Origin of the sequence: Marinomonas pontica, assembly GCF_026191375.1 — a bacterium.
Taxonomy (GTDB): Bacteria; Pseudomonadota; Gammaproteobacteria; order Pseudomonadales; family Marinomonadaceae; genus Marinomonas; species Marinomonas pontica.
Genome location: NZ_JAODTL010000032.1, coordinates 39,691 through 62,129, shown reverse-complemented (window position 1 = coordinate 62,129; position 22,439 = coordinate 39,691). Strand labels below are relative to the sequence as shown.

Sequence of the window (22,439 nt, the reverse complement as noted above, 5' to 3'; positions counted from 1 at the left end):
AATAGAAACCCTACGTTCAATATTCATCGTTCATTTATCGCACATTCTTGCCGTTCATACCCCTTTTTCTCAATATTTAGGCATTTTTATAGTTTAGTTCAATCGAGCCTTGTCTTTGGGCAATTCGCCATTCCCCATCAATATTTTTCAATTTGTCCACAAATCGCCCTACATACACATCGGCGTTGGCTTGCAGCATATTCTCTATACTTTGCACTTTTTGGTTCGCCGAAAACAACACCACACGCGACGTCACCACGGCGTTTGTTTCATCAATCACCGTTGTTTCGACATTCGTCAGCGCATGGCATGTTTCTTTGGCGGGACGAGACACAAAAGAATCCAGAATCGCCGCCCGTCCTTCCACCTTCACCGTGGGGGCACTTGGGCGATAGAGCACACCGTCTTCGGTGTAACAATTCGCCAACGCTTGCCAATCGGCCTTGTCCAGCAAATTAATCGAACGGGTTACCAGCTTCTGACATTGCCATTCAATCAACATCGTCTGCATGGCTTGATCCGTTGTTTGGCTTTTGACGGCTGAATGCTCTTGTTTGCCCAACCAATGCATCAGCGCCTTGGCGACCTGATCGGGTGCTTCCGCTGGCGCCATGTGACCGGCGCCTTCCACAACAACCAACTCACTGCCCGCGATGTGTTGCTGTATCGCCTGATGCTGAGCCACAGGACTCCACGTGTCTTCGCTGCCAGACAACAGTAACGTCGGCACCCGAATCTGCGACAGTAACGCCTGCGCATTCGGGCGATGAATCAGTGCGTGTATTTGTTTCTCAAAATCCTCAACCGCATACGATTCCACCATGCGTGTGAGATCCTCCATTAACGCCACATTGCGTAAACCGTTCGATGACATCATGGGAATTAACCACTGGTTTGCGAGTGCGGACATACCTTCGGTTTTTGCGGCTTCAATCAGACGCATTCGACCGGGAATTTCTTTGTCCGATTTAGGGTGAACGCCGGTGTTTAATAGCGCAAGGTGCGTGACTCGAAGAGGCGCAAGACGATAAATTTCCAGCGCCACACGACCGCCCATGGAATGCCCTGCCAACGCAAAATTTCCTTCAACACTGGCCAAAACATGCTCCGCCATCGCCGTCAGGTCATCAAAACCCGCAAAGCTCATAATGCTAACGTGCGCTTGCGTGGACATTTGCTCCGCGACGTTTTGCCACATGCGTTGGTCACACAACAAGCCCGCTAAACAGACCAAGGTTGGCGTTGCATGGTTCGTTGAGGTAGATGTTTTCATCACGCCTTATCCTCTTCATTGTCGACATCAAGGTCGGCATTTTCATAAATAATGTGCCCCAATGCCGTGTTCGACACCGGCACATGATAATGACGGTGCATTTCATTGATCTGATGATTCAGCGCACCACGCATAATCAGCCACATCACCATTTCACAACCTTCCGTACCCGACTCTCGGATGTATTCAACTTGGGAAATCGCCGCTAACTTATCGTAGTCGCTTTTCAAATCGTCCATGAACGCGAGGTCCCACTCTTTGTTTATCAAACCGGCACGTTCGCCAAGCAGCTGATGACTCATGCCGCCCGTTCCCCATACTTGTACATTAATGTCTTCTGGGTATTGGTCGATGGCCGCTCGAATGGCGTTGCCCAAAGCAAGGCAACGTGCTCCGGTGGGAGACGGATACACCACGGTATTCACCGCCAACGGAATGACTTGGCATGGCCATTCATCTACCTCGCCAAAAACCATCGACAAAGGCACCGTTAAACCATGATCCACGTCCATTTCATTAACGATGGTCATGTCAAAACCCTGTTGTATTAAAGACTCGGTGATGTGCCACGCCAGTTGAGGTGCGCCTTTAACGACAGGCACAGGACGTGCCCCATAGCCTTCATCGGCAGGGCGATATTCTTCGCCGCAGCCAATCGCAAAAGTCGGAATAAACTTCATATCGAAAGACGTCGCGTGATCGTTGTACACCAAAATCACCACATCGGGTTTTTGCTCGCGAATCCATTGCTTGGTGAACTGAAAGCCGTCAAAGATCGGCGCCCATTTGTCGTCTCCGCTGTCGCCTTTATCCATAATGTGCCCAAGCAACGGAATGTGAGAGGTGCCCAAGCCAGCCGTGATCTTTGCCATTATTCCTTCTCCTCAAATGGGGCATCTTCAACGTAACGGTTTCCCTCAGGTGAACGGCCACCATTGCGCATCATTTCCAAGTAATCCTCTGGAGATAAATTGGTCATGCTAGACACTGCCGCCGCGACACTCAGCCCATCGGTGGAACTGATTTTGACGAGGTAATAGATGTTGCCGCCAAGGGAGATCAGCATCGTAAAGTCACGAGCCAATACCGCGTTTTTTTGCTCTTCTGTGAGCGGCCATTGGTCTAAATACGCACGCTCGTCGTGTTTAAACGCCGTACGATTTGAGGCTTGCATGAGGGACATGCAAAACTGATTAAGATGAAAGCCCATTCTGGCCATGTCGCCATCAAACACCGTGGTACCAGGAATGTTGCTGTAAGGCTTATTGTTATTATTCATGCGCGTCTTACCTTAAATCGAAAAACAGCGTGATCACCACACTGATCTTGTTTCATTAAAAGGTATAGGGAAAAAAGGCGTCTAGCATATGCGTTTTTATAAACATGGAGTAAAATTTGGTTATATCTTAAATTTACCTCTCTCGACATCCGCATCGACAACAACGACATCAAGAGGAAAACCACAATGAACAACACCATGGTCGATTTCCCTCTGACGCTAAAACAATGTCGCGTGATCACAGAGATCATGAAAAAAGGCACCGAAAAAGACGCCAGTGTCTCGCTGAACCTAAGCCAACCCAGCGTTTCACGCGCGCTGTCACAGGCAGAAAGTGCGTTGCAAATCAGCATTTTTACTCGTGGTTGGAGCGGCGCTGAGCCCACGTCAGAAGGGGAAGTGGTGATCTCGTCTTGCAATACCCTATTGCAGATGATGACCGACACTGAGCGCCATTTACAACAGAATGTCAGCAGCTTATTGAAACTCAAAGCCTACGCCGAATGGCGACACTTTATGGTGATTGACGCCGTGGTAAAAGTGGGCAGCGCGTCGGTGGCGGCACAGGCTCTTGGCATTACTCAACCAGCGGTCAGCAAAACCTTAAAAGAAATCGAAAACATGGTGCAGCAGCCGTTGTTCTTGCGCACTCGTCACGGCTTGATACCACAAGAAGCGGCCAAGCAGCTCGCCTCGCTGTACTTACGAATTTCCCCTGTCGCACAGGCGTTACGGCACACCTTGCAATCATTGCCCAATGAACTGACCGGAAGGTTATCGGTGGGAATGCTGTCGTTTTCTTGCCAAGACATTGTGCCAGTGGCCTTTGCCTCCATTTTCAAACAACATCCGCGCATTCGTCTGCAAGCCATGCAAGGCCCATATCACATGCTATCCAACGCCCTCAGACAAGGGGAGATAGACTGCTTTCTTGGTCTAATGAGAAAAGGCCCAATTCATCCCGACTTGATCGAATTGCCATTGGTTCGCGCACAATACGCCTTGATCGCCCGAGCAGATCACCCCGTGCATCGTTACGCTAAAACACTGAATGATCTCACTAATGAACGCTGGATTGTGGCGCGCCACGGCACGCCGATACGAGATTATTTCGAAAGTTTGTTTCACAGCATCGACAACAAACCACCGATCCAAGCACTTGAAATGCTGACCTTTGCCTCGTCTGAAGAGCTGGTTATCCACAGCGACGCCATCGCCTTACTCTTCTACGATGACTGGAACATCCACCAGCTCAACCCGCGTCTCAAGCAAATCCCCATTGAACTGCCCAACCCAGAATGCACCCTCGGCATCACCCTGCACCGCGATCGACAGTCACCACTGATCGACACCTTTATTGACGAATTGACGTTAACCATTGAGCAAAAGTTAGCCTTGACTTAGCTTTAGCTTCTGCCGAATGCGGCTGAGTGCCACGGGCGTAATGCCGATATAAGACGCTATTTGCTGCTGAGGAAGGGTGTTTTTAAGTTCGGGATACGCCGCGCAAAAATCCAAATAGCGTCGTTCCGCAGAATGTTTCACAAACGCATTTTCACGTTCTTCTTTGATGATAAAAATACGTTCCAAGAATCTAGCATAGCATTCTAAAAAGCCCATATCGTGACGCATTTGCGCGTAAAATGCCTGCCAAGGGTAAGAAGACACCATGCAATTTTCCAAGGCTTGGATACCAAATAAAACCCGCGTTTCTGTCACCATCGCCTTGGTCGAGCCAATAATCCTTGGGCTCTTTGCGAAGGTTTGCGTGAACTCCTTTCCTTCATCCGACACACTCACATAGCGCATGAGCCCAGAATGCAAAAAGTACAAACGATTCGCGGCATCGCCTTGCTGGAACAAGTAGTCGCCTTTTTGAATCACATGCACTTCCATGGGCACAGTGAGCCTTTGCCAATCAATGTCGTAGCCCAATTCGTTAAAATACGCCTCGAAACTATTTTGCAGTTGAATTCGATCCATGGGCTACTTTTACCTTGCTTACATTACCGTCAATAAGAAACAGCGCGACGCCTAAAATTACAATACCCGCAACAAAAGGCCAATCCACCAAGCTCAATAAACGCGACTGGATCAAGGCACTAAACAGCGCCACCCAAACCGGTATCGTATAAGAAAGCGCAAGCAATCGACTTGCCCCGACCGTCATCACCAAACGCTGCTGCAAGACAAAAGTAAACAGCGTTGTGAACACCGTCAAATACAACACATTCACCCAAAAACCCTGCGTTGACCATTGCACCTGATCTAACTCCCCCCAAATCAACGCGATGGGCAGTAGCCAACATGCACCAAACAGCATAATCATAAAAGCGCCAGACAACGCCCCCAAAGAGCGCCCCCACTTTTGAACCGACACAACGTGTAGAGCCAATAAAAAACACGCCCCGACAAAAATACAGTCGCCCGAATGCCAAGCAAATCCATCATTTTTTTGTGTGGCAAACAACACCGTCATCGCGCCCAGTGAACCCAACACAAAGCCCACCACTCGCCATAATGGCGCAATTTCCTTGAGCCACACTCTCGTTATCACCACACCAATCAACGGAACCAAGGTATACAACACAGAGGTATTCAACGGCGTTGTGGACTGCAGTGCGACGAACAAACCAATAAAGAATCCAACCAAGGCACCGCTGATCACCGTATAATGAAACAGCCGCTGACGAGAAGCGAACAAGGCTTTGAATTGCTCCGTTTTATTCAACTTAGCTCGCTGCCAACAAAACAACAACGCAGGCAACATAATCAAGGTCGCCAATACAAAGCGAAACGCCGACGTAGCAACAGGACTGGCGAATTCCACCATGTGACCTGAAACAATGAAAGAAGAAGCCATCAGCCATGCCCACAACAGCTGAGTAAATAACGCACTCATGCGGATTCTCCAATGCTATCTGCCGTCAACGCGGGCTGTAAAAATCGGATAAACAAATGTTCCACCACCGCAGCATTAAGAACCAGACCAAACTCAGCGGTTAAAACCGCACCAAGCGCATCCGGGCTTTCGACCCTCTGTTTACGCTCGCCTTGTTGGTCTCTCGTGATCAGCTCTGAATTCACCAACGCAACGGTCTGGTTCTTCTTTTTCAGCGTCACCATCAGGTTTTTCAAAAACACCGCCTGCGGATGTTTATGAGAATAATAATGCCCTAATTCACAATCGGCATCGGTGTAAGTCGCAGTGTCAAAACGATACAGCGTGAAATAATCACCGTCTTTTACAACCTGCAAATCGTACTCGCCCTTATCCGTTGAAAGAACACGATAACGATCTAAACCCGCCACCTGATCGGTGTTTGTATCTAAGCGCAATGGCGCAATTGGCCCATTTCCACCAAAACCGGTGTCCACCAAATAACTCACACCATCAAGCCTCACCAAGGTCACTCGATGAGTTCTGCCCGCTTCCCGCTCGAGATTATTATTCAGCACGCGCGCTAGCTTGAGCGTCACGTCATAGCCCAAGGCGGTTAACAACTCAAACGTCAGCTTGTTGTGTTCAAAGCAATAACCGCCCAAACCTCGAGAAACGATTTTTTGGCTGATCGCTCCAAGCTCCAACGAAATTTCTTCCCCCATCACCACCGCCAAACTGTTAAAGCTATACCGCGCCACATGCCTTTCCTGCAACGTTTTCACAAACTCAATACTCGGCTGATCCGGCACAACCAAACCAAGATCCGCTAGATAATTTTGTAGACTGGACGACAACCCCATACGGCGCTCCTTAAATGCTCAATCAATTCGTCATACCACCGAGATTACCGCAGCACAGCATAGAAAGAATTAACCTAGGTTAATTGCCTAACCCTTTGTAGGTATATAGACGACATGGCAGATGACTTACGCTTGTTCACCATTCCTGTCAGGCGCGCAGCCTAATACATGCCATAACAAGGACGTAATACATGATAGTTCGATCCCATCGCACCGCCCTATTGATGCTGACCTTTGTCGCCTTTGTGTGGGGGTCTGAATTCACCTTGATAGATTTGGCGATGGAAGTGATGCCGGTAAATACCTTTAATTCGATTCGCTTTACCTTGGCGGGACTGGCACTGATACCGTTATTTCTCTTCTCTGCGGAACGCATCCCCACACAGCAAACCCCTCTTTGCTGTTCAAAGGCGCGCTTCTCGGCTTACTGCTGTTTATTGCTTTTTATACGCAGACAGAAGGGCTTAGGCACACCAGCGTGTCGAACGCGGGGTTTATCACAGGATTAGCGTCGCCGCTGGTGCCGGTACTGGGCTTTCTGTTGTTCAGAAAAAAGATCAGTCGTTCCGTGTGTGTTGGCGTGTTGTTTGCCACGATAGGACTGTATTTGTTAACGGTTGGGGACAAACTGGTCTTCAACCAAGGAGACTCGCTTGTATTAATTTGCGCGTTTGCGTTCGCCATTCACATGTTGTTAACGGGACGCTTTGTAAGCGCCATGCCCGTCATTCCGCTGACCATCATTCAATTGCTTGCGGTAGGAATTTACAGTGGCATCAGTGCATTTGTCTCGTCAGAACCCGCATTTTATTTAGCAGGAAATACACCGCTTAGCTGGTACGACAGTGTTTTTTCACCGATCGTATTGTCGGCTATATTGGTCGCAGGAATATTAGGCACAGCCTACGCTTATTGGGCACAGTCTGCGTGCCAGAAAATCTTACCCGATTACAAAGTGGCGCTTATTTTTACCCTAGAACCTATCTTCGCGTGCTTAACAGCGGCCATTTTTCTTAATGAAACACTGGGCATCATCGGCTTGATCGGCGCCGTCAGCATACTGCTGGGCATGCTCATCGCGGAAACAGGCAACAAATTCTTCTTTCGTAGTGCTTAGTCTACTTGGTGATTCTTGACCTAAGCAACAGACAAAGCCCCAACGCAGCATCGGCCATGCTTGGCTTAATATCACTTTTCACTCACAAATTCGCTATCACCTACCTAGAAAACGCATTCAGCACATTACCAAAAACGTTGGGCGTTGTTGTCTAATCGTTTCCACCCACCGTTTTCTCGAACCATTCAACATCCCAATATCGACCAAATTTACGACCTACTTCTCGATAAACACCCACGGATTCAAAGCCAAATTTTTCATGGATAATTTGTGAGGCTTCGTTAGGTAAGGTGATACCAGCATAGGCGCGATGTACGTCTTCTGTTTCCAGTTGCTCAAACAGCTCAAGGTACAAGGCGGTTCCTAATCCTCGACCTTTAGTATTTGGCTTTAAATAAATACTGACTTCCACCGACGTTTCATAAGCGCGTTTAGGTTTGAATTGCCCACTGCAAGCATACCCGAGAATCTCGTCATCCTGCTCCGCTACCAATAAACGATATCGACCTGTTAATGCAAACTGCGAGAACCAAACGGATCGACCCTCTAGTGTGTAAGGCTCTATATCAAAGGTCGTCGCCGTATTGACTATGTAGTGATTATAGAGATCGGTTAACGCGGGTAAATCATCAATGACAGCAGGACGAATTTGAACGCTCATTTTATCTCCCAATAGCAATTATCTAAAGCTGAAGCGATGTTCTGGTTTTACCACGCTTCACATTACTGTAATAGACAATTTGCATCGACACAGCGACTAAATTAGTGACAAATTAGGGTCATATATGGTCCACCCCGCGATGCAAGATAAAGTTACTGGTGTGACAGAAAGATATTAACTAATTAGGGCCAGATGAAAATATAGCTTGCGCAATACTACTGACCATTTGCTATTGCCTGCTTAATTATTGGGGCAACTGATTCCGGAGTGATGTTACGCTCTTGACAGTATTTTGTTTGCAGCCACACAGAAAGCTGTTTCTGTCCTTTGCTTGCATTGCAACCACGACAACAAAGGGTGATATTCTCTCTGGTGATAATTTTCGCGTCATTGATAATGTGCTCCCAACTGATAGAAGCCTTGGTAGATACCTTATGTGATAAAAATTCATTACCGCAATATACGCAAACCCTGTCTCTTTCCCGAACTTCCTTTTCAAGCTCGGACGGAATGTTCCAATTATTCGCCATATTCCACCTTTAGTTATTAGGGTCAGGCCAACCAAATCGTTCATCAAAATCAGTATTAGCCCTTAGCTTATATATTAAGTTCTTTGCTATATCAAAATCTTGGGGGTTCTGATATTGATGCTCTTGCGCGTCAGTATATTCACTCTCACTTAGGGGCGTACCATATTTTCCAGCCCAGACAGTATAAATGCTTAACCGTTGCAACAATTCTTTTTCTGTCTGATTTGTTTCTAAACCAATTAATTTAGCAAGATCGGGCAACTTATGATTTTTGCATCTGGGGAACGATTTCTTGGTATCGATTCTTCCCCCATCGATAATAAGTTTTCCTTGCGATGCAACGACACCCTTAAAAGCATTTTCAAGAGCGATGCCGAGCAGAAACATCGAACCCTTATGACACCCGACAGACGTCTCCATTTCAGAGTTTCTTGACGACATAGTACAAAATAATGCTTCGGCCGCAGCTAACATTTGGCTAGCCTGTGTAAACCAAAACTCTGCGTTTATGGTTTTAGTTCTAAAGTCCATAACCTAATCCTGCCAAGCTAAAATCTAAAGTATTATAAAGTATTAGGGTCAGATGAAAATTAACTTTATTTTCATCTGACCCTAATTGTTTTTAATTGTTTTTGTTAGCTATAGATTTACCCAACTGAACTGTTGTTTAAACAATAATTCCATACTTTATAAAAGTAGAAAATGTAGCCCAAACCTAACGTTAAGATTGTTATTATTATCCACAAAATAATATGTCCAACGCTAGCAAATAAATCGACATCGCACTTTAATTTATGAGAAACACCATGCTGGTCTATCAACTCTGTCCTGTTGATTATAAATTTAGAGAACGAGTAAGCAAAAAAGAACGCTCCGATCCCGAACGTAATAATAATTATTATAAACCACAAAATTAGATGGCCTAATATGTCAAAAGTCCCTACATTTGCCTTTATGTTCAAAATATCTCCTTATTTAATACTTTTAGATAGCTAACATCTATGGACAACCCGATTTTTACAAGCAAAATCAAGATCTAACAAGAACGGTTTTGCAGCAATCTATTCGGTTTTTTAGTAAAGCTTTATTAACTTTTATCCCTGATGCTATTCCTGCGAAAAGCAGCGCTGACTTGGTTCTAATCATTTTGGCACTTTCAACGAAACGATGTTAGTCCCACAATTTTCAAGTCACGGTCTTAGTTATTAGGATCAGATGAAAATATAGCTTGATTGGCTTTTTTCATGGTGGGACTTCCCTGTTAAATAAATCGCTAAACACCAAAGTCCATTTGGACGATGACTCTTCCGATGGTCTTTGATCGCCGTTATGTTGGTTCTTTGTTTGCCCTTTTGTAGCGTGATTTGACCCGCGAGGCAAGCGATATGCTCAACCACTCAACCCTGTGAGTGTTCTTGAGGGCGTTTCACCAAACAGCTGCTTGTAGTCTTTGGCAAACTGGCTTAGGTGCCAAAATCCCCACTGGGCGGCGATGTCGCTGACGGCTTGGCCATGTTGGGCTTGGACGAGGGAACGGCGCACGCCGTTTAGTCGGCTGATGCGTAGGTATTGAATGGGGCTGACGCCGAGGATGCTTTCGAAGCTGTATTGCAGGGTGCGTCGGCTGACGTTGGCAATTTCACACAGTTGGGTGACCGTTACGGCTTCATCAAGGTGGTGATCCAAAAACTGACGGGCGCAGTCGACGACTTTTTTACGATGAAAATAACTTTGTGTTTTGGCGGGTTGTGGCGTTTCTTCTTTTAACACTTCCAACAGCGCCATCATTACGATGTCCTGCTGCAATCTAGACGGCGTGGTTTTGTTTTGCACCGAGAGCAAACGCGCGAGCACAAAGCGCACTTCTTCTAATGTTTTGGCTGGTACGCCAAGGCGGCCATGTTCGGTGAGTTCTTTCCAATTCAAATCCACACCATGAATCGATGCCATCTTAATCAGCTTCGAGCGATCCACTACTAAACCATACAAATCATAGTCTTGCGGTGTCGATAGTTGAAAATCACAGCCACCAGGGCGACACATTATGGTGTCTTGGCGAACGGTTAAACCATTAATGCGGCTTTCTTCTTGATGGGCCAGCGGAATGCCCAGCCAGACAGAATCTGGCCATACTACGCATTTTTGCTGCAACGCCTGACTGGTGTGTTCGCAAAATACCTGCAATCCATCAAACGGCAGTTCAACAATGCGTCCATAAAAACTGCCGCGGCTGGTTTGGTCGTATTCTTGTTGCCAATTGGTCAAATTACTGGCGTGCAAGTCGGCATCGTGCGCTTCTGACAATCTAACATTCGATAGATCAGCTTCCGACACAGTCGAGGAAAAGCCCCTTTTTGGTGCATCGCTCGAAGAATTCAACATAACCACACCTATTTGCACTCGTTAGACCGTAGAAAATAAGAAATAAAAGCACTAAATGACTGAAATCATTAGTGTTTATTAATCTTGCCATTATTCGATAACGTCACCTTATGAAGTTGCGTAAGGTTAGATAACGGAATAAATGAAGCAATTTATCCCGATAAAACTGCAAAAATTATGCCCCTTTTTCATGTATACAAGTGTCTTTTTTAGGGGTTAACACAAGACCAGTAAAGCGCGAGATTAGGTTATGAGCAAGCCACATTCGACTTTTCAACGAAACACTTTTCAATTCCGCAATATTGTCGGCGAACGCACGTTCGGCTTTGTCGACCTTGCGGATCTGATGGCCAAAGCCACACCAGCGCGTTCCGGTGATCGTTTAGCGGGCGTGGCAGCAGACAGCGCAGAAGAACGGGCTATCGCGCAAATGACACTGGCCGATGTGCCGCTGAGTCTTTTCCTTGAACAGGCGCTTGTGCCTTACGAAGCCGATGAAATTACGCGGCTCATTTTAGACGACCATGACAAAGCGGCCTTTGCTGTTATTTCCCATCTGACGGTTGGCGGTTTTCGCGATTGGTTGCTCAGCGATTTGGCCACCAGCGAGGTACTGACTCAGATTCGCCCGGGTGTGACACCCGAAATGGCGGCGGCCGTGAGTAAGATAATGCGCAATCAAGATTTGATTTTGGTCGCCAAAAAATGCCATGTCAAAACCGCGTTTCGTAACACCATAGGGTTGCCGGGGCATTTGTCTACGCGCTTACAACCGAACCACCCAACGGACGATTTAACCGGTATCGCAGCCAGTATGTTAGACGGTTTGCTCTACGCCAACGGCGATGCGGTGATTGGCATCAACCCAGCGACCGACAATGTGCAGCAAGCCACACGTTTGATCCGAATGATGGACGAAGTCATTCAGCATTATGATATTCCCACGCAATCCTGTGTGTTGACTCACGTTACCAATACCATTGAATGCATTGACCAAGGCGCTCCCGTGGATTTGGTGTTTCAGTCCATTGGCGGCACCCAAGCCACCAACGACAGTTTTGGTTTTAATCTCGCTAACTTAGCAGAAGCGCAAGACGCGGCGTTATCGCTGAATCGCGGTACCGTCGGCAACAACGTTATGTATTTCGAAACAGGCCAAGGCAGCGCCTTGTCTGCCAACGCCCATCACGGTTTGGATCAGCAAACGTGCGAAGCCCGAGCATATGCCGTGGCGCGTAAGTTTAATCCGCTGCTGGTCAATACCGTCGTCGGTTTTATCGGCCCTGAATATTTGTACGATGGCAAAGAAATCACCCGCGCGGGTTTAGAAGACCACTTCTGCGGCAAGCTACTTGGCTTACCCATGGGTTGCGACGTCTGTTACACCAACCACGCCGAAGCCGATCAAAACGACATGGATAATTTATTGACACTGTTAGGTGTCGCGGGTTGCACCTTTGTCATGGGCATCCCCGGTTCCGACGACATCATGCTGAACTACCAGACAACGTCTTTTCATGATGCCTTGTACGCTCGTCGCGCCTTGGGTTTAAAACCCGCGCCTGAATTCGATCTTTGGCTCGCCAAGATGGAAATATTCAAGAACAACGAGCAATTCACGCTCAACCACCAGCTGCCCGATGCGTTCCATAAATCACTCAATCGCATGATTGGAGGACTTTCATGAACCAAGACGACTACCCAAACGATCATTCTTTTCCGACACACCCTCATGCAGAAGCGGTGACAGAACAGCATGAGCCTGTGACGGAAAACGCTTGGAGCAAACTCAATGCCTTCACAGACGCGCGCGTGGGTCTGGGTCGCTCTGGTATCAGTGTGCCGACCAAACATTTACTGGCGTTTCAGCTTGCTCATGCTCAGGCGATTGATGCGGTTCATACGCAACTGGATTCGGCAGGTTTGGCCGCGCAATTAACCGCCCAAGACTGGGCAAAAGATTGGACGAAACACTGTGCCCCCCTACTGTTGCACAGTCGCGCGACGGACCGCGCAACCTATTTACAGCGTCCAGATTATGGCCGCAGGCTAGATGAAGAATCGGCCGACACACTAGACGAACACCGAGCGTCCACCTCGCAACAATATGACCTCGCTATTGTTGTGGTCGATGGCTTGTCGTCGCTGGCGATAGAGCAAAATACCCTGCCCTTTTTACAGGCGCTTGCGGGGTATCTGAACGGTTGGAGCCTCGCGCCCATTTGTTTTGTCGAGCAAGGCCGCGTCGCCATTGGCGATGATGTGTGTGAACGACTCAATGCCAAGTGCGTTTTAGTGCTAGTGGGAGAACGTCCGGGGCTGAGTTCACCCGACAGCTTAGGTTTGTACCTCACGTGGGGCGGTAAAGTCGGTCTGACCGATGCCTATCGAAACTGCATTTCCAACGTTCGTCCAGCGGGCTTGGTGTACCAAGAAGCCGCTCGCAAAGCCTTTTATTTATTAAACGAAGCTCGAACTCTGAAGCTATCTGGCGTAAAGCTCAAAGACCGATCAGACGACGACTTAATCATAGACACATCAAAGGAGTCGAAGAACTTCCTCATATCCTGAGGGAACTGAACCAAAAAGCGTACGAAAAACACCAGAAAACTATAAGCCCAAAGGGCAAAAAACAACCAATAAACCACTTAACAAAAGCATAAAAGGAACAACTATGAGTGATCAATTAGACAAAGAGTATCTGGCAAAACGCCAGCTAAAACGAGGCTCCGCAGGGTGGATTTTGCTTGCGGGTTTGGGGGTATCTTACGTTATCTCTGGTGATTTCGCCGGGTGGAACTTCGGTATTGCGGAAGCGGGCTGGGGCGGTTTTGCTATCGCGGCAGCGCTGATGGCAGTGATGTATCTGACCTTGGTGTTGTCGTTGGCGGAAATGTCTGCCGCTATCCCAGCAGCAGGCGGCGGTTACAGTTTTGCTCGCCAAGCCATGGGGCCAACGGGCGGTTATTTAACCGGTTTGGCGGTGTTAATTGAATACGCATTGGCACCGGCGGCCATTGTTATCTTTATCGGTTCTGCGGTAGAAGCCTTGTTAGGCTTTAATGGACCTTGGGTCTACGCCGCGTTTTATCTTGTCTTTATCGGCATTCATTTGGCGGGTGCTGGCGAAGCATTAAAAGTCATGATGGTCATCAGTGGTTTGGCGGTGATCGCCATCCTAGCCACGGCGGTGGCCTTGATTGGTGATTTTGACACGGCTCGTTTGTTTGACGTGGCAGTCACCGACGCTGCTGGTGCATCGGAATTTATGCCAATGGGTTGGTATGGCGTTTGGGCGGCATTGCCATTTGGCATGTGGTTGTTCCTAGCGGTTGAAGGCGTGCCTTTAGCGGCAGAAGAAGCCAAAGACCCAGCGAAAGATGTGCCTAAAGGCATTATCGGCGCGATGATCTTTTTACTGTTCACGGCGCTTTTGGTGGTGTTTTTATTAGCCGGTGCCGCTGGCGCTGACGCCATGGGTAAGAGCGCAGTTCCACTGGTAGATGCCTTGAACTTTGCAGGCTATGAATCACTAGGCACGGCGGTCAACGTATTGGGTCTTGCTGGTTTGATCGCGTCTTTCTTCTCTATCATTTACGGGTACAGCCGTTTGGTGTTTGCCTTGTCTCGTGCAGGCTACATTCCAAAGAGCCTATCTGTCACAGACAAACGCAAAGTACCTGCTCGTGCTTTGATCGTACCGGGCGTATTGGGCTTCCTTGCGTCTTTGACGGGCGAAGGCGACCTGATGTTGGCCATGGCAGTTGTTGGCGCGACGGTGTCTTATGCTTTGATGGCGCTTAGCCACATCTTGCTACGCATCAAACAACCCGACATGGAACGCCCATACAAAACACCCGGCGGCATCGTGACGTCATCCATCGCCTTTTTGTTGTCACTGTTGGCTTTGACCGGTGTATACGCTTACGATCCACGCGCGTTTTTCTACACCTTGGTATTGTTCGCCATCGGCGCTGCTTACTACTTTTTGTACAGCAAAAACCGCCTTGTAGCGAAAACGCCTGAAGAAGAGTTCGACATGCTGGCCGCCGCGGAAGCGGACCTTGCCGCTACGGCGTAATAGACCAACATATCACTCCGTTAAAAAAATAAAGCCCTGCATTTAATGCGGGGCTTTTTCGTTCGGGGAGGGAGAAACTCTGGGTTAAGACTCAGCAAGTACCATGTTTTGCATCGCGATACGTTCAGGCTCCATCATATAACGATAAGTCAACGCCGCGACGATACCGCCAATGAATAAGGCGTAGTTCGCCAATGCAGGGAACACAAAAGTCGCTAAAATAGACACAGCACCAGCAATCAACAACGCATAAACACTTTCTTTGTTGATACCATTTTCGTACCAATAAGCCCCTTGTGGAGATTCTGTGTACAAGGCTGCAATATCAATGTGGCCTTTTTTGATGAAGAAGTAATCGACAATAATAATGCCGTACAAGGGCCCGATCATCGCGCCAAGTACATCCACTGTGTAGTGAATCACTTCTGGGTTGTTAAACAAATTCCAAGGCGTGAGCAAAACAGAACCAAACGCGGCAATAAAACCACCCGCTTTAAAACTGATTTTTTGTGGTGATACGTTGGAGAAGTCAAACGCAGGCGCGACGAAGTTCGCTACGATGTTGATACCCACTGTTGCAAAGATAAAGGTCAAGGCGCCAAGTACGGTAATAAAGCCAGAATCAAGACGTTTAACCGTTTCTACAGGGTCGGTAATCATCTCGCCAAACACAGGAATAGAGGCAGAGACAATGATCACACTGAACAAAGAAAACAATACAAAGTTAACGGGTAAGCCCAACAGATTACCCAGTTTTAATTTTTTATAGCTACCGCAATAACGCGAGAAATCACTGAAATTCAAAGTCGGCCCAGCAAAGTAGCCAGCCACCAAAGCAATCGCGATAAACATCTGCACGTACACATCCATGCCGGTCAGGTTATTTGAGCTTAGGTTAAAGCTGATGTTTTCCCAACCCGCTCGATCCACCATATAAATGCACAAAGCAAACATAGCGACATAAATAGCTGGACCAGACCAGTCAATGACCTTACGAATCATATCCATGCCAAACATAAACACAATGCCTTGCACGATCCACATAGCCGTAAAGCCAATCCAGCCCAAGTAGGACAACCCAATAAACGACTTATCTGCCAATGACGCCATGCCTGGGAAAAAATAAAGTAATAAAATAATAAAGGAACTAGACGCCAAAAACGTTTGAATACCGTACCAAACGACGGCAATCAAGCCACGAATGATGGCCGGAATATTGGCACCGAATACGCCAAAGGACATACGCGCCACAACAGGAAACGGCACACCCGCTTTTTGGCCTGGTTTGCCCATTAAGTTGGCAAAGACCAAGACGATGGAAATCCCCAATAACAAACTAATAAAAACCTGAATACCGTTTAGACCCAGCGCAAACAAGCTGGCAGCAAACACATAACCACCAACGCTATGCACATCAGACATCCAAAACGCAAAAATACTATACCAGCCCCATTTCTGATCTTTCTCCGGCAGGAGATCGCTGTTTGCCAACTTAAGGCTTTGCTCAAATTCTTGCTTCATGACTTCGTTCCTTTTTTGATTGTATACAATTATGAATACAATTTATGTGCCAAAAAAACATTTTCATAAAACCCAAGTGTTTATTCCAAAGAAAAACAATAAAGCCGTTAAATGTCGCACCAAATATACTCAAAAACGCCATTACCACACCAAAATTGTGCACAATAATGAATATCATTGTTTAAGATGTACGAAGCAAATTGTCGTGTTATATTGTCTATACACTATGACATTGAAAATATCGTATACAATTTTAGAGAAGCCCTATGTCTAATGACGAAAACATATATCGACAAATACTCAGAGCCATTGTCGAACATCAACTCCCACCGGGGGCTCGCTTACCAGAAGATCGCTTGTCTGAAGCCTTTGGTGTAAGCAGAACAGGAATCCGTAAAGTATTACAACGACTTGCTTTAGAACATTTTGTCGTTATCGAAAAAAATAAAGGCGCACAGGTCAATAGACCAAGCGAAGCAGAAGCGTCAGAAATATTGGACAGCCGCATTCTGATCGAGCCACAACTGATTCCTACGTTATTAATGCATTGGGACGAAACACAATCCAAACGCTTTAGAGCCATGGCACAGGAAGAAAAGCAGGCCGAATCCGCCAATCTGCTGGCCGACTCGATTCAGTTAACCGCCCGTTTTCATTATGAATTAGCCACATTGTCGGGTAACAAAGTGCTTGCCCATTTTATCGAACAACTTTGCTATCGATCTTCATTAATTCTCGCCGCTTATGGCACACGCGGCAGTGTGGGTTGTGAATGTGGTGACCACACTCAATTGCTTGACCTGTTAGATCAAAAAGACGCAGACAAAGCCCAACATTGGATGAGCCATCACTTAAAACACATCAAATCGTCACTCATTCTCGAAAGCAAACCGGAAGAAAATATCGATTTCCAACGACTTTTTGGCCGCTAGGAGCACCATGCGAATTCAGCTTATTAACCCAAACACCAGTGCCGATATGACTCATGCCATGGCGATAAGCGCACAAGCTGCTGCGCTAGATAGCACGCAAATTATCGCGTGCACGCCGGAGCACGGCCCTAAAAGCATCGAATGCGCATTTGACGAAGTCATCGCCAGCGCCGCGATTCTTGATCTCATTGAACAAGGGAAACAACAGGGCGTCGACGCTCACATTATTGCTTGCTTTGGCGACCCTGCTTTAGATGCGGCGCGCGAATTAGCCAATGCGCCTGTCATCGGCATTGCTGAAGCGGGCTTCCAAATGGCCAGCCTGATTTCGCATCGCTTTGGTGTGGTTACGACACTGTCACGAACCCTTCCAGCGAGTGAACACCTACTCCATAAGTATGGCCACCAGCATAAGTGCAGCGGCCTGAGAGCCACCGATATTCCCGTACTGGCTTTGGAAAACATTGAACCTGACGCGTATCAATTACTCAAAACAGAATGCCTCGCGGCGATAGATCAAGACGGCGCAGAAGCGATTGTCTTGGGTTGTGCTGGCATGTCAGCATTGGTTGAAAAACTGGCCGAAGAGCTGCCCGTTCCTATCATTGATGGCGTTGTCGCCGCCGTAAAATTGGCAGAGTCATTGCATCAACTTGGGTTACAGACTTCTAAAATAGGTCAATATGGACAGCGCATTAGCAAACCATTTATTGGCCGTTACGCTCACTGGAGCAAGTAACCTTTCAACTTGCCATCCATAAAACATGGAACCGATACAATGAAACATTATTTAGAACGCGATTACGCGGGTTATGGCCGCCAAGGGCTGCCCAACGTCAAATGGCCGAACAACGCCCGAGTGGCTCTTCAGTTTGTTTTAAATTTTGAAGAAGGCGGAGAAAATTGCGTTCTTCATGGCGATGAACACGCCGAGACCTTTTTATCCGAAATATTCGGCGCTCAGCCTTTCAAAGACCGTCACATGAGCATGGAATCCCTTTACGAGTACGGCTCCCGCACTGGCGTTTGGCGCATACTTAATGAATTTGAAAAACGAGGTCTCCCACTAACCGTGTTCGCCATTGCGACCGCATTAGAACGTAATCCTGACGTGGCAAAAGCTTTTGTAGAAGGCAAACACGAGATTGTGTGTCATGGCTTAAAATGGATTCACTACCAAGACATGCCGATCGAACAAGAGCGGGAACACATGCAACAAGCGCTCGCCTTGATAGAAGAAATCACTGGCGTTAAACCCGCGGGCTGGTACACAGGACGCGATTCACCCAATACTCGCGCCTTGGTCGCAGAACAGTCTCAACTTAAATACGACTCGGACAACTACGGCGACGACCTACCTTATTGGGTGAAGGTCGATACGCCTGATGGTGGCAGCAAACCGCACCTTATCGTACCGTACACGCTCGACTGCAACGACATGAAGTTTTCCTCACCTTATGGCTTTAATCATGGCGAGGAATTCTTCCAATACTTGAAAGACAACTTTGATTGCTTGTACGAAGAAGGCGCCACGACACCGAAAATGATGTCCATCGGAATGCATTGCCGAACATTAGGCAAACCAAGCCGTTTCATGGCACTGAAGAAATTCTTAGATTACGTGCAATCCCACGACAACGTCTGGATCGCTCGCCGTGGAGACATCGCTGATCACTGGATAGAAAATCATCCGCCCGCTTGAGCATAAAAAATGGCGATTTCCCTTTAGAGAAAATCGCCATTCTTCTGTGGATAAAACGACCTAAAACACCACGTCTTCGGGCACAGTAACAAAAATAGAATGTCTGACTTCGTTGAATAAAGCCTTACTGCAATGGCCTTCGCCTTCGGTGTCTTCTAACAAGACCACATCACCCGCGCCAAACTGACGAGTTTCACCGGACGATACTGTAAACTCACAACGCCCTTTGATGATAAACAATAACTGACGCTGTGGCGCTGGATGCCATTTGAAATCATAATCACTCGGGGTTTCGCGAAACATCAGTTCCCCCACTGGGAAACGCTCCGACAAAAAACCAATTGGGCCACCATCACGGACATCTACATTCAAATCACCGAAGTGGCTTTTGCCCTGATCGTCGTTAAAAATGCGCGTAAATTTCATCGAATACCTCTTTATTGACCTTCATAATAAGCGTCCATGCAATTCAATTGGCTTGCGCATTGTCTCGTTCCTCGACACGCCAACCCCCATTAAACACATGGACACTTTTACCGCGTATTCATACCTAAGAAGGCTAGCTTCCCAGCATAACGTGAAAGCGATTCTTCGAGCTTGCTCGGGGAGCGAAACGTTATACTGGGGAGCCAAAGCCAACTTCACGTCCAATCGGGGAACGAGGCGTTACGCCACACACAACTAGCTACTCCGCATAACGCCAGAGCGATTCTTCGAGCCTGCTCGGGGAGCGAGGCGTTATGCGGAGTAGCTAACCACAAAAGCTTTAGGCTAAATTCTGTAAGGCCTCGTGAAGTACAGCCAAGGTTACGGCCACATCTGGCGTATCAATCGCTTCCGCTGGATGGTGGCTAATGCCTTTTTCGCAACGCATGAACAACATCGCCACAGGGCAAATATCCGCAATCGCCATGGCGTCATGTCCCGCGCCTGAAAACAAAGTATGCACGGGAATATTTTGTGTTTGTATCGCATTACGAAGCACGCTTTGCAGCTTGGCGTCACAATGCACCGCATCAGCAGCATGGGTCGCTTTACGCTCAATACGCACATTACGACGGGCGGCAATGGCGTCTAATTCCAGCAAGATTTCATCGAGCGCGACGTCACGTTTGTCATCAAATTCACTGCGAATATCAAGGGAAAAACCGGTGTTGCCAGAAATGACGTTCACGCCATTGGGGCGATTCTGAATACGACCAACAGTCGCAACGATGCCATGATTTTGAGCGACTTTTTCCACAGCAAGAATCATTTCACTGCTGGCGCAAAGGGCATCTTGGCGCAGTTTCATTGGCACAGTCCCAGCGTGTCCAGCCATACCAGTGATGTTAAATTCAAAGCGCTTTGCCCCGGCGATGGCACTGACCACGCCGACGGGCAAGTCTAAATCTTCTAAAACTGGCCCTTGCTCAATGTGCAGTTCAAGGTAACCCAGTAAGTTATCGGTTGCGATGGCCGCATTAGGAATGCTCGCGAAGTCCGATCCAAAATCTTTAAGTGCTTGCGATAAGCTAATCCCATCACTGTCTTTCACATCGGCCCAGCTTGCAGGCCATTGTCCCGTTAGAGCACGACTGCCAAGCAAGGTAGAGCTAAAACGCGTGCCTTCCTCGTCACCAAATCCCACCACATCAAGGTGAAACGGCAAACAAACACCCGCGTCTTTCATCGCAGCGATCAAGGTAACCGGCGTAATAACACCCAACATGCCATCGTATTGACCGCCGTTTGGCACCGTATCCAAATGGCTGCCCATGATAAAGCGCGGTGCATCAGGATCGGCCGCTTGCCAGCGCCCCCAAAGGTTACCGGCTTCGTCTTGCCAGGTTTGCATTCCAGCATCTTGCATCCAGCCGCCCACCAATCCATTGGCTTGTTTGTGTTCTTTGGTGAGATAACGACGATCTAGGCAATCGTCGCTTTGACTGATTTTGCCAAGTTCGTCACAGCGGTCCATGACCAACTGAGCGAGTTTGCCGTAATCTGTCATTATTTTTCTCCTGCGTAAACCGACATGGCCGCGTCTACCGCAGCGCCTGCAGGTAACGCAAAACCGGCACGTCGCAATACGGTTTCAAGTGACTGCAAGGTATGCAAAACAGCGTCTTGGCGAGCGTTATAACCCATGGTGCCAATACGCCAAACCTTGCCTTTTAATGGGCCAAAGCTAGTACCGATTTCGATGTTAAAAATGTTCAGCAAATCATGGCGAATTTGTTCACCATCGACGTTATCAGGAATATGTACACCCACGACATTGGTCATCTTATGTTTCAAATCACCAAATGGCTGTAAGCCCATAGCTAGAACACCTTGCAACATGGCATTGCCTGCCAACTTATGGCGTTCGATAACGGCATCCTGACCTTCGGTCAATAACTGAATGGCACACTCACGAGAGCCAAACAGCATGGTCGCCGCTTCCGTATGGTGGTTCAAACGCTCATCGCCCCAATAATCCATGATCATAGGCAAATCAAAGTAGTTAGAACGAATGCGCATACCAGACGAACCTTGGTGATGAGCATCACGAATCCCCGCTTCCACATGGGCGCGTTTGCGTACACAAGACACAAAGCGATCACTCAATGTAATTGGCGCACTGCCTGATGGGCCACCAAGACATTTTTGCAAACCCACTGACACAGCGTCGATTTTCCACGCGTCCACTTCCAACGGGTTACCACCAATCGATGCCGTCGCATCGGTGTAAAACAACACATCATGGGCACGACAAATATCACCCAATTCTTCTAATGGCTGAAACATGGTGGTCGAAGTGTCGCCTTGCACGATAGCCAATAGTTTTGGCTGTACTTTCTTGATCGCATCTTCAATTTGCTGCGGATCAAATACTTCGCCCCAAGGCACTTCGATGGTGTGAACTTCCGCATCAGCGCGCTCCGCAATCTCAGCCAACAAGTGACCGAAACGACCAAAGATAGGAATCAGTACTTTATCGCCAGGTTCTAAACAAGACACCAAAGCCGCTTCAATACCTGCCCGAGACGTACCATCGATCAAAAAGGTTTGCTGATTCTGAGTATTAAAAACACGACGATAGAGCGCCATGACTTCGTTCATGTAACTGGTCATGGTGGGATCGTATTGTCCCACTAGCTGAGTGGACATCGCTGACAACACTCGTGGGTAACAGTTAATCGGGCCGGGGCCCATTAATAATCTTGGCGGCAATGATAGCGGCTGCATAATG

At 47.7% G+C, this 22,439-nt stretch carries 23 protein-coding genes and 1 pseudogene; 9 read left to right on the top strand and 15 right to left on the bottom strand.

Going from position 1 to position 22,439, the window contains the following annotated elements; genetic code table 11:
• Positions 1–76: 76 nt before the first annotated feature.
• From N5P32_RS06975 to ligA, 3 genes are read right to left on the bottom strand one after another with little or no spacing between them, the layout of a single operon-like run.
• Positions 77–1,273 carry an alpha/beta fold hydrolase gene (locus N5P32_RS06975; protein WP_265728449.1) on the bottom strand — a complete coding sequence of 399 codons (1,197 nt, stop codon included), beginning with the start codon at positions 1,271–1,273 and terminating at the stop codon, positions 77–79.
• Positions 1,273–2,145 carry a class III extradiol dioxygenase subunit beta gene (locus N5P32_RS06970; RefSeq protein ID WP_265728391.1) on the bottom strand — a complete coding sequence of 291 codons (873 nt, stop codon included), beginning with the start codon at positions 2,143–2,145 and terminating at the stop codon, positions 1,273–1,275. Before N5P32_RS06970 ends, N5P32_RS06975 begins: the two co-directional genes overlap by 1 nt.
• The gene (gene ligA / locus N5P32_RS06965) at positions 2,145–2,552 is read right to left on the bottom strand and encodes a protocatechuate 4,5-dioxygenase subunit alpha (RefSeq protein WP_265728390.1); all 408 of its coding nucleotides are present in this window, start codon (positions 2,550–2,552) and stop codon (positions 2,145–2,147) included. The genes N5P32_RS06970 and ligA overlap by 1 nt, the downstream gene beginning before the upstream one ends.
• A 186-nt stretch (positions 2,553–2,738) precedes the next feature.
• Here ligA and N5P32_RS06960 point away from each other — a divergent pair, with 186 nt between their 5' ends.
• On the top strand, positions 2,739–3,956 hold the full coding sequence (locus tag N5P32_RS06960; RefSeq protein WP_265728389.1) for a LysR substrate-binding domain-containing protein: 1,218 nt from the start codon (positions 2,739–2,741) through the stop codon (positions 3,954–3,956).
• Here the strand turns inward: N5P32_RS06960 and N5P32_RS06955 are convergent.
• Genes N5P32_RS06955 through N5P32_RS06945 form a run of 3 tightly spaced genes read right to left on the bottom strand, consistent with a single transcriptional unit; the run spans position 3,942 to position 6,296 of the window.
• Positions 3,942–4,535, bottom strand: a complete 594-nt coding sequence (locus N5P32_RS06955) for a Crp/Fnr family transcriptional regulator (protein WP_265728388.1) — start codon at positions 4,533–4,535, stop codon at positions 3,942–3,944. The genes N5P32_RS06960 and N5P32_RS06955 overlap by 15 nt on opposite strands.
• Entirely contained in the window at positions 4,510–5,454 is a 945-nt protein-coding gene (locus N5P32_RS06950; protein WP_265728387.1) for a DMT family transporter, read from the bottom strand. Before N5P32_RS06950 ends, N5P32_RS06955 begins: the two co-directional genes overlap by 26 nt.
• Positions 5,451–6,296 carry an arylamine N-acetyltransferase family protein gene (locus N5P32_RS06945; RefSeq protein WP_265728386.1) on the bottom strand — a complete coding sequence of 282 codons (846 nt, stop codon included), beginning with the start codon at positions 6,294–6,296 and terminating at the stop codon, positions 5,451–5,453. The genes N5P32_RS06950 and N5P32_RS06945 overlap by 4 nt, the downstream gene beginning before the upstream one ends.
• A gap of 191 nt (positions 6,297–6,487) precedes the next feature.
• On the opposite strand from N5P32_RS06945, the pseudogene N5P32_RS06940 reads away from it, so the two are divergent.
• Positions 6,488–6,852, top strand: a pseudogene (locus N5P32_RS06940) (EamA family transporter); the annotation flags it as partial.
• A gap of 132 nt (positions 6,853–6,984) precedes the next feature.
• A complete protein-coding gene (locus tag N5P32_RS18340) occupies positions 6,985–7,413 on the top strand; it encodes an EamA family transporter (RefSeq protein ID WP_457920480.1) in 429 nt (142 codons plus the stop codon).
• Positions 7,414–7,564: 151 nt separating this feature from the next.
• Here N5P32_RS18340 and N5P32_RS06930 read toward each other — a convergent pair whose 3' ends face one another.
• The 5 genes from N5P32_RS06930 to N5P32_RS06915 form a co-directional block, all read right to left on the bottom strand.
• Positions 7,565–8,074, bottom strand: a complete 510-nt coding sequence (locus tag N5P32_RS06930; protein ID WP_265728383.1) for a GNAT family N-acetyltransferase — start codon at positions 8,072–8,074, stop codon at positions 7,565–7,567.
• 215 nt (positions 8,075–8,289) lie between these two features.
• Complete coding sequence (locus N5P32_RS06925) at positions 8,290–8,604, bottom strand: hypothetical protein (RefSeq protein WP_265728382.1); 315 nt, start codon at positions 8,602–8,604, stop codon at positions 8,290–8,292.
• Positions 8,605–8,613: 9 nt separating this feature from the next.
• Positions 8,614–9,135, bottom strand: coding sequence for a hypothetical protein (locus N5P32_RS06920; protein WP_265728381.1), 522 nt, complete (start codon positions 9,133–9,135; stop codon positions 8,614–8,616).
• Positions 9,136–9,251: 116 nt separating this feature from the next.
• Positions 9,252–9,566, bottom strand: a complete 315-nt coding sequence (locus tag N5P32_RS17970) for a DUF6693 family protein (protein WP_322783838.1) — start codon at positions 9,564–9,566, stop codon at positions 9,252–9,254.
• A gap of 427 nt (positions 9,567–9,993) precedes the next feature.
• The gene (locus N5P32_RS06915; RefSeq protein ID WP_265728380.1) at positions 9,994–10,986 is read right to left on the bottom strand and encodes a helix-turn-helix domain-containing protein; all 993 of its coding nucleotides are present in this window, start codon (positions 10,984–10,986) and stop codon (positions 9,994–9,996) included.
• Between the two features lie 250 nt (positions 10,987–11,236).
• Between N5P32_RS06915 and N5P32_RS06910 the strand changes: the two genes are divergently transcribed.
• The 3 genes from N5P32_RS06910 (at position 11,237) to eat (ending at position 15,067) form a co-directional block, all read left to right on the top strand.
• A complete protein-coding gene (locus tag N5P32_RS06910) occupies positions 11,237–12,673 on the top strand; it encodes an ethanolamine ammonia-lyase subunit EutB (protein WP_265728379.1) in 1,437 nt (478 codons plus the stop codon).
• Positions 12,670–13,557: an ethanolamine ammonia-lyase subunit EutC gene (gene eutC / locus N5P32_RS06905; protein WP_265728378.1), complete on the top strand. Its 888-nt coding sequence runs from the start codon at positions 12,670–12,672 to the stop codon at positions 13,555–13,557. Before N5P32_RS06910 ends, eutC begins: the two co-directional genes overlap by 4 nt.
• Positions 13,558–13,660: 103 nt before the next feature.
• Entirely contained in the window at positions 13,661–15,067 is a 1,407-nt protein-coding gene (eat, locus tag N5P32_RS06900) for an ethanolamine permease (RefSeq protein ID WP_148834439.1), read from the top strand.
• An 84-nt stretch (positions 15,068–15,151) separates the two neighbouring features.
• Here the strand turns inward: eat and N5P32_RS06895 are convergent, their stop codons facing one another.
• On the bottom strand, positions 15,152–16,588 hold the full coding sequence (locus N5P32_RS06895; protein WP_265728377.1) for an NCS1 family nucleobase:cation symporter-1: 1,437 nt from the start codon (positions 16,586–16,588) through the stop codon (positions 15,152–15,154).
• A 266-nt stretch (positions 16,589–16,854) separates the two neighbouring features.
• Here N5P32_RS06895 and N5P32_RS06890 point away from each other — a divergent pair, with 266 nt between their 5' ends.
• The 3 genes from N5P32_RS06890 to puuE are packed head-to-tail and all read left to right on the top strand — an operon-like array spanning position 16,855 to position 19,222.
• Positions 16,855–17,520 carry a GntR family transcriptional regulator gene (locus N5P32_RS06890; protein WP_265728376.1) on the top strand — a complete coding sequence of 222 codons (666 nt, stop codon included), beginning with the start codon at positions 16,855–16,857 and terminating at the stop codon, positions 17,518–17,520.
• 7 nt (positions 17,521–17,527) lie between these two features.
• Positions 17,528–18,259 (top strand): aspartate/glutamate racemase family protein, encoded by a 732-nt coding sequence (locus N5P32_RS06885; protein ID WP_265728375.1) that lies wholly within the window; start codon positions 17,528–17,530, stop codon positions 18,257–18,259.
• A gap of 39 nt (positions 18,260–18,298) precedes the next feature.
• Positions 18,299–19,222, top strand: a complete 924-nt coding sequence (gene puuE / locus N5P32_RS06880; RefSeq protein WP_265728374.1) for an allantoinase PuuE — start codon at positions 18,299–18,301, stop codon at positions 19,220–19,222.
• Between the two features lie 60 nt (positions 19,223–19,282).
• Here the strand turns inward: puuE and N5P32_RS06875 are convergent, their stop codons facing one another.
• From N5P32_RS06875 to N5P32_RS06865, 3 genes are all read right to left on the bottom strand, one after another.
• A complete protein-coding gene (locus N5P32_RS06875; RefSeq protein ID WP_110574757.1) occupies positions 19,283–19,648 on the bottom strand; it encodes a cupin domain-containing protein in 366 nt (121 codons plus the stop codon).
• Between the two features lie 340 nt (positions 19,649–19,988).
• Positions 19,989–21,215, bottom strand: a complete 1,227-nt coding sequence (locus N5P32_RS06870) for an allantoate amidohydrolase (protein ID WP_265728373.1) — start codon at positions 21,213–21,215, stop codon at positions 19,989–19,991.
• Positions 21,215–22,435, bottom strand: coding sequence for a pyridoxal-phosphate-dependent aminotransferase family protein (locus N5P32_RS06865; protein WP_265728372.1), 1,221 nt, complete (start codon positions 22,433–22,435; stop codon positions 21,215–21,217). The genes N5P32_RS06870 and N5P32_RS06865 overlap by 1 nt, the downstream gene beginning before the upstream one ends.
• Positions 22,436–22,439 lie beyond the last annotated feature (4 nt).

Bases quoted from the DNA above. Each gene is read 5' to 3' on its own strand.
- ligA (WP_265728390.1), bottom strand. From the start codon at position 2,552: ATGAATAATAACAATAAGCCTTACAGCAACATTCCTGGTACCACGGTG.
- N5P32_RS06865 (WP_265728372.1), bottom strand. From the start codon at position 22,435: ATGCAGCCGCTATCATTGCCGCCAAGATTATTAATGGGCCCCGGCCCG.
- N5P32_RS06870 (WP_265728373.1), bottom strand. From the start codon at position 21,215: ATGACAGATTACGGCAAACTCGCTCAGTTGGTCATGGACCGCTGTGAC.
- N5P32_RS06925 (WP_265728382.1), bottom strand. From the start codon at position 8,604: ATGGCGAATAATTGGAACATTCCGTCCGAGCTTGAAAAGGAAGTTCGG.
- N5P32_RS06975 (WP_265728449.1), bottom strand. From the start codon at position 1,273: ATGAAAACATCTACCTCAACGAACCATGCAACGCCAACCTTGGTCTGT.
- N5P32_RS06885 (WP_265728375.1), top strand. From the start codon at position 17,528: ATGCGAATTCAGCTTATTAACCCAAACACCAGTGCCGATATGACTCAT.
- N5P32_RS06950 (WP_265728387.1), bottom strand. From the start codon at position 5,454: ATGAGTGCGTTATTTACTCAGCTGTTGTGGGCATGGCTGATGGCTTCT.
- N5P32_RS06895 (WP_265728377.1), bottom strand. From the start codon at position 16,588: ATGAAGCAAGAATTTGAGCAAAGCCTTAAGTTGGCAAACAGCGATCTC.
- N5P32_RS06930 (WP_265728383.1), bottom strand. From the start codon at position 8,074: ATGAGCGTTCAAATTCGTCCTGCTGTCATTGATGATTTACCCGCGTTA.
- N5P32_RS06910 (WP_265728379.1), top strand. From the start codon at position 11,237: ATGAGCAAGCCACATTCGACTTTTCAACGAAACACTTTTCAATTCCGC.
- puuE (WP_265728374.1), top strand. From the start codon at position 18,299: ATGAAACATTATTTAGAACGCGATTACGCGGGTTATGGCCGCCAAGGG.
- N5P32_RS18340 (WP_457920480.1), top strand. From the start codon at position 6,985: ATGTTGTTAACGGGACGCTTTGTAAGCGCCATGCCCGTCATTCCGCTG.
- N5P32_RS06890 (WP_265728376.1), top strand. From the start codon at position 16,855: ATGTCTAATGACGAAAACATATATCGACAAATACTCAGAGCCATTGTC.
- N5P32_RS06920 (WP_265728381.1), bottom strand. From the start codon at position 9,135: ATGGACTTTAGAACTAAAACCATAAACGCAGAGTTTTGGTTTACACAG.
- N5P32_RS06915 (WP_265728380.1), bottom strand. From the start codon at position 10,986: ATGTTGAATTCTTCGAGCGATGCACCAAAAAGGGGCTTTTCCTCGACT.
- N5P32_RS06970 (WP_265728391.1), bottom strand. From the start codon at position 2,145: ATGGCAAAGATCACGGCTGGCTTGGGCACCTCTCACATTCCGTTGCTT.
- N5P32_RS06955 (WP_265728388.1), bottom strand. From the start codon at position 4,535: ATGGATCGAATTCAACTGCAAAATAGTTTCGAGGCGTATTTTAACGAA.
- N5P32_RS06875 (WP_110574757.1), bottom strand. From the start codon at position 19,648: ATGAAATTTACGCGCATTTTTAACGACGATCAGGGCAAAAGCCACTTC.
- eat (WP_148834439.1), top strand. From the start codon at position 13,661: ATGAGTGATCAATTAGACAAAGAGTATCTGGCAAAACGCCAGCTAAAA.
- N5P32_RS06945 (WP_265728386.1), bottom strand. From the start codon at position 6,296: ATGGGGTTGTCGTCCAGTCTACAAAATTATCTAGCGGATCTTGGTTTG.
- eutC (WP_265728378.1), top strand. From the start codon at position 12,670: ATGAACCAAGACGACTACCCAAACGATCATTCTTTTCCGACACACCCT.
- N5P32_RS06960 (WP_265728389.1), top strand. From the start codon at position 2,739: ATGAACAACACCATGGTCGATTTCCCTCTGACGCTAAAACAATGTCGC.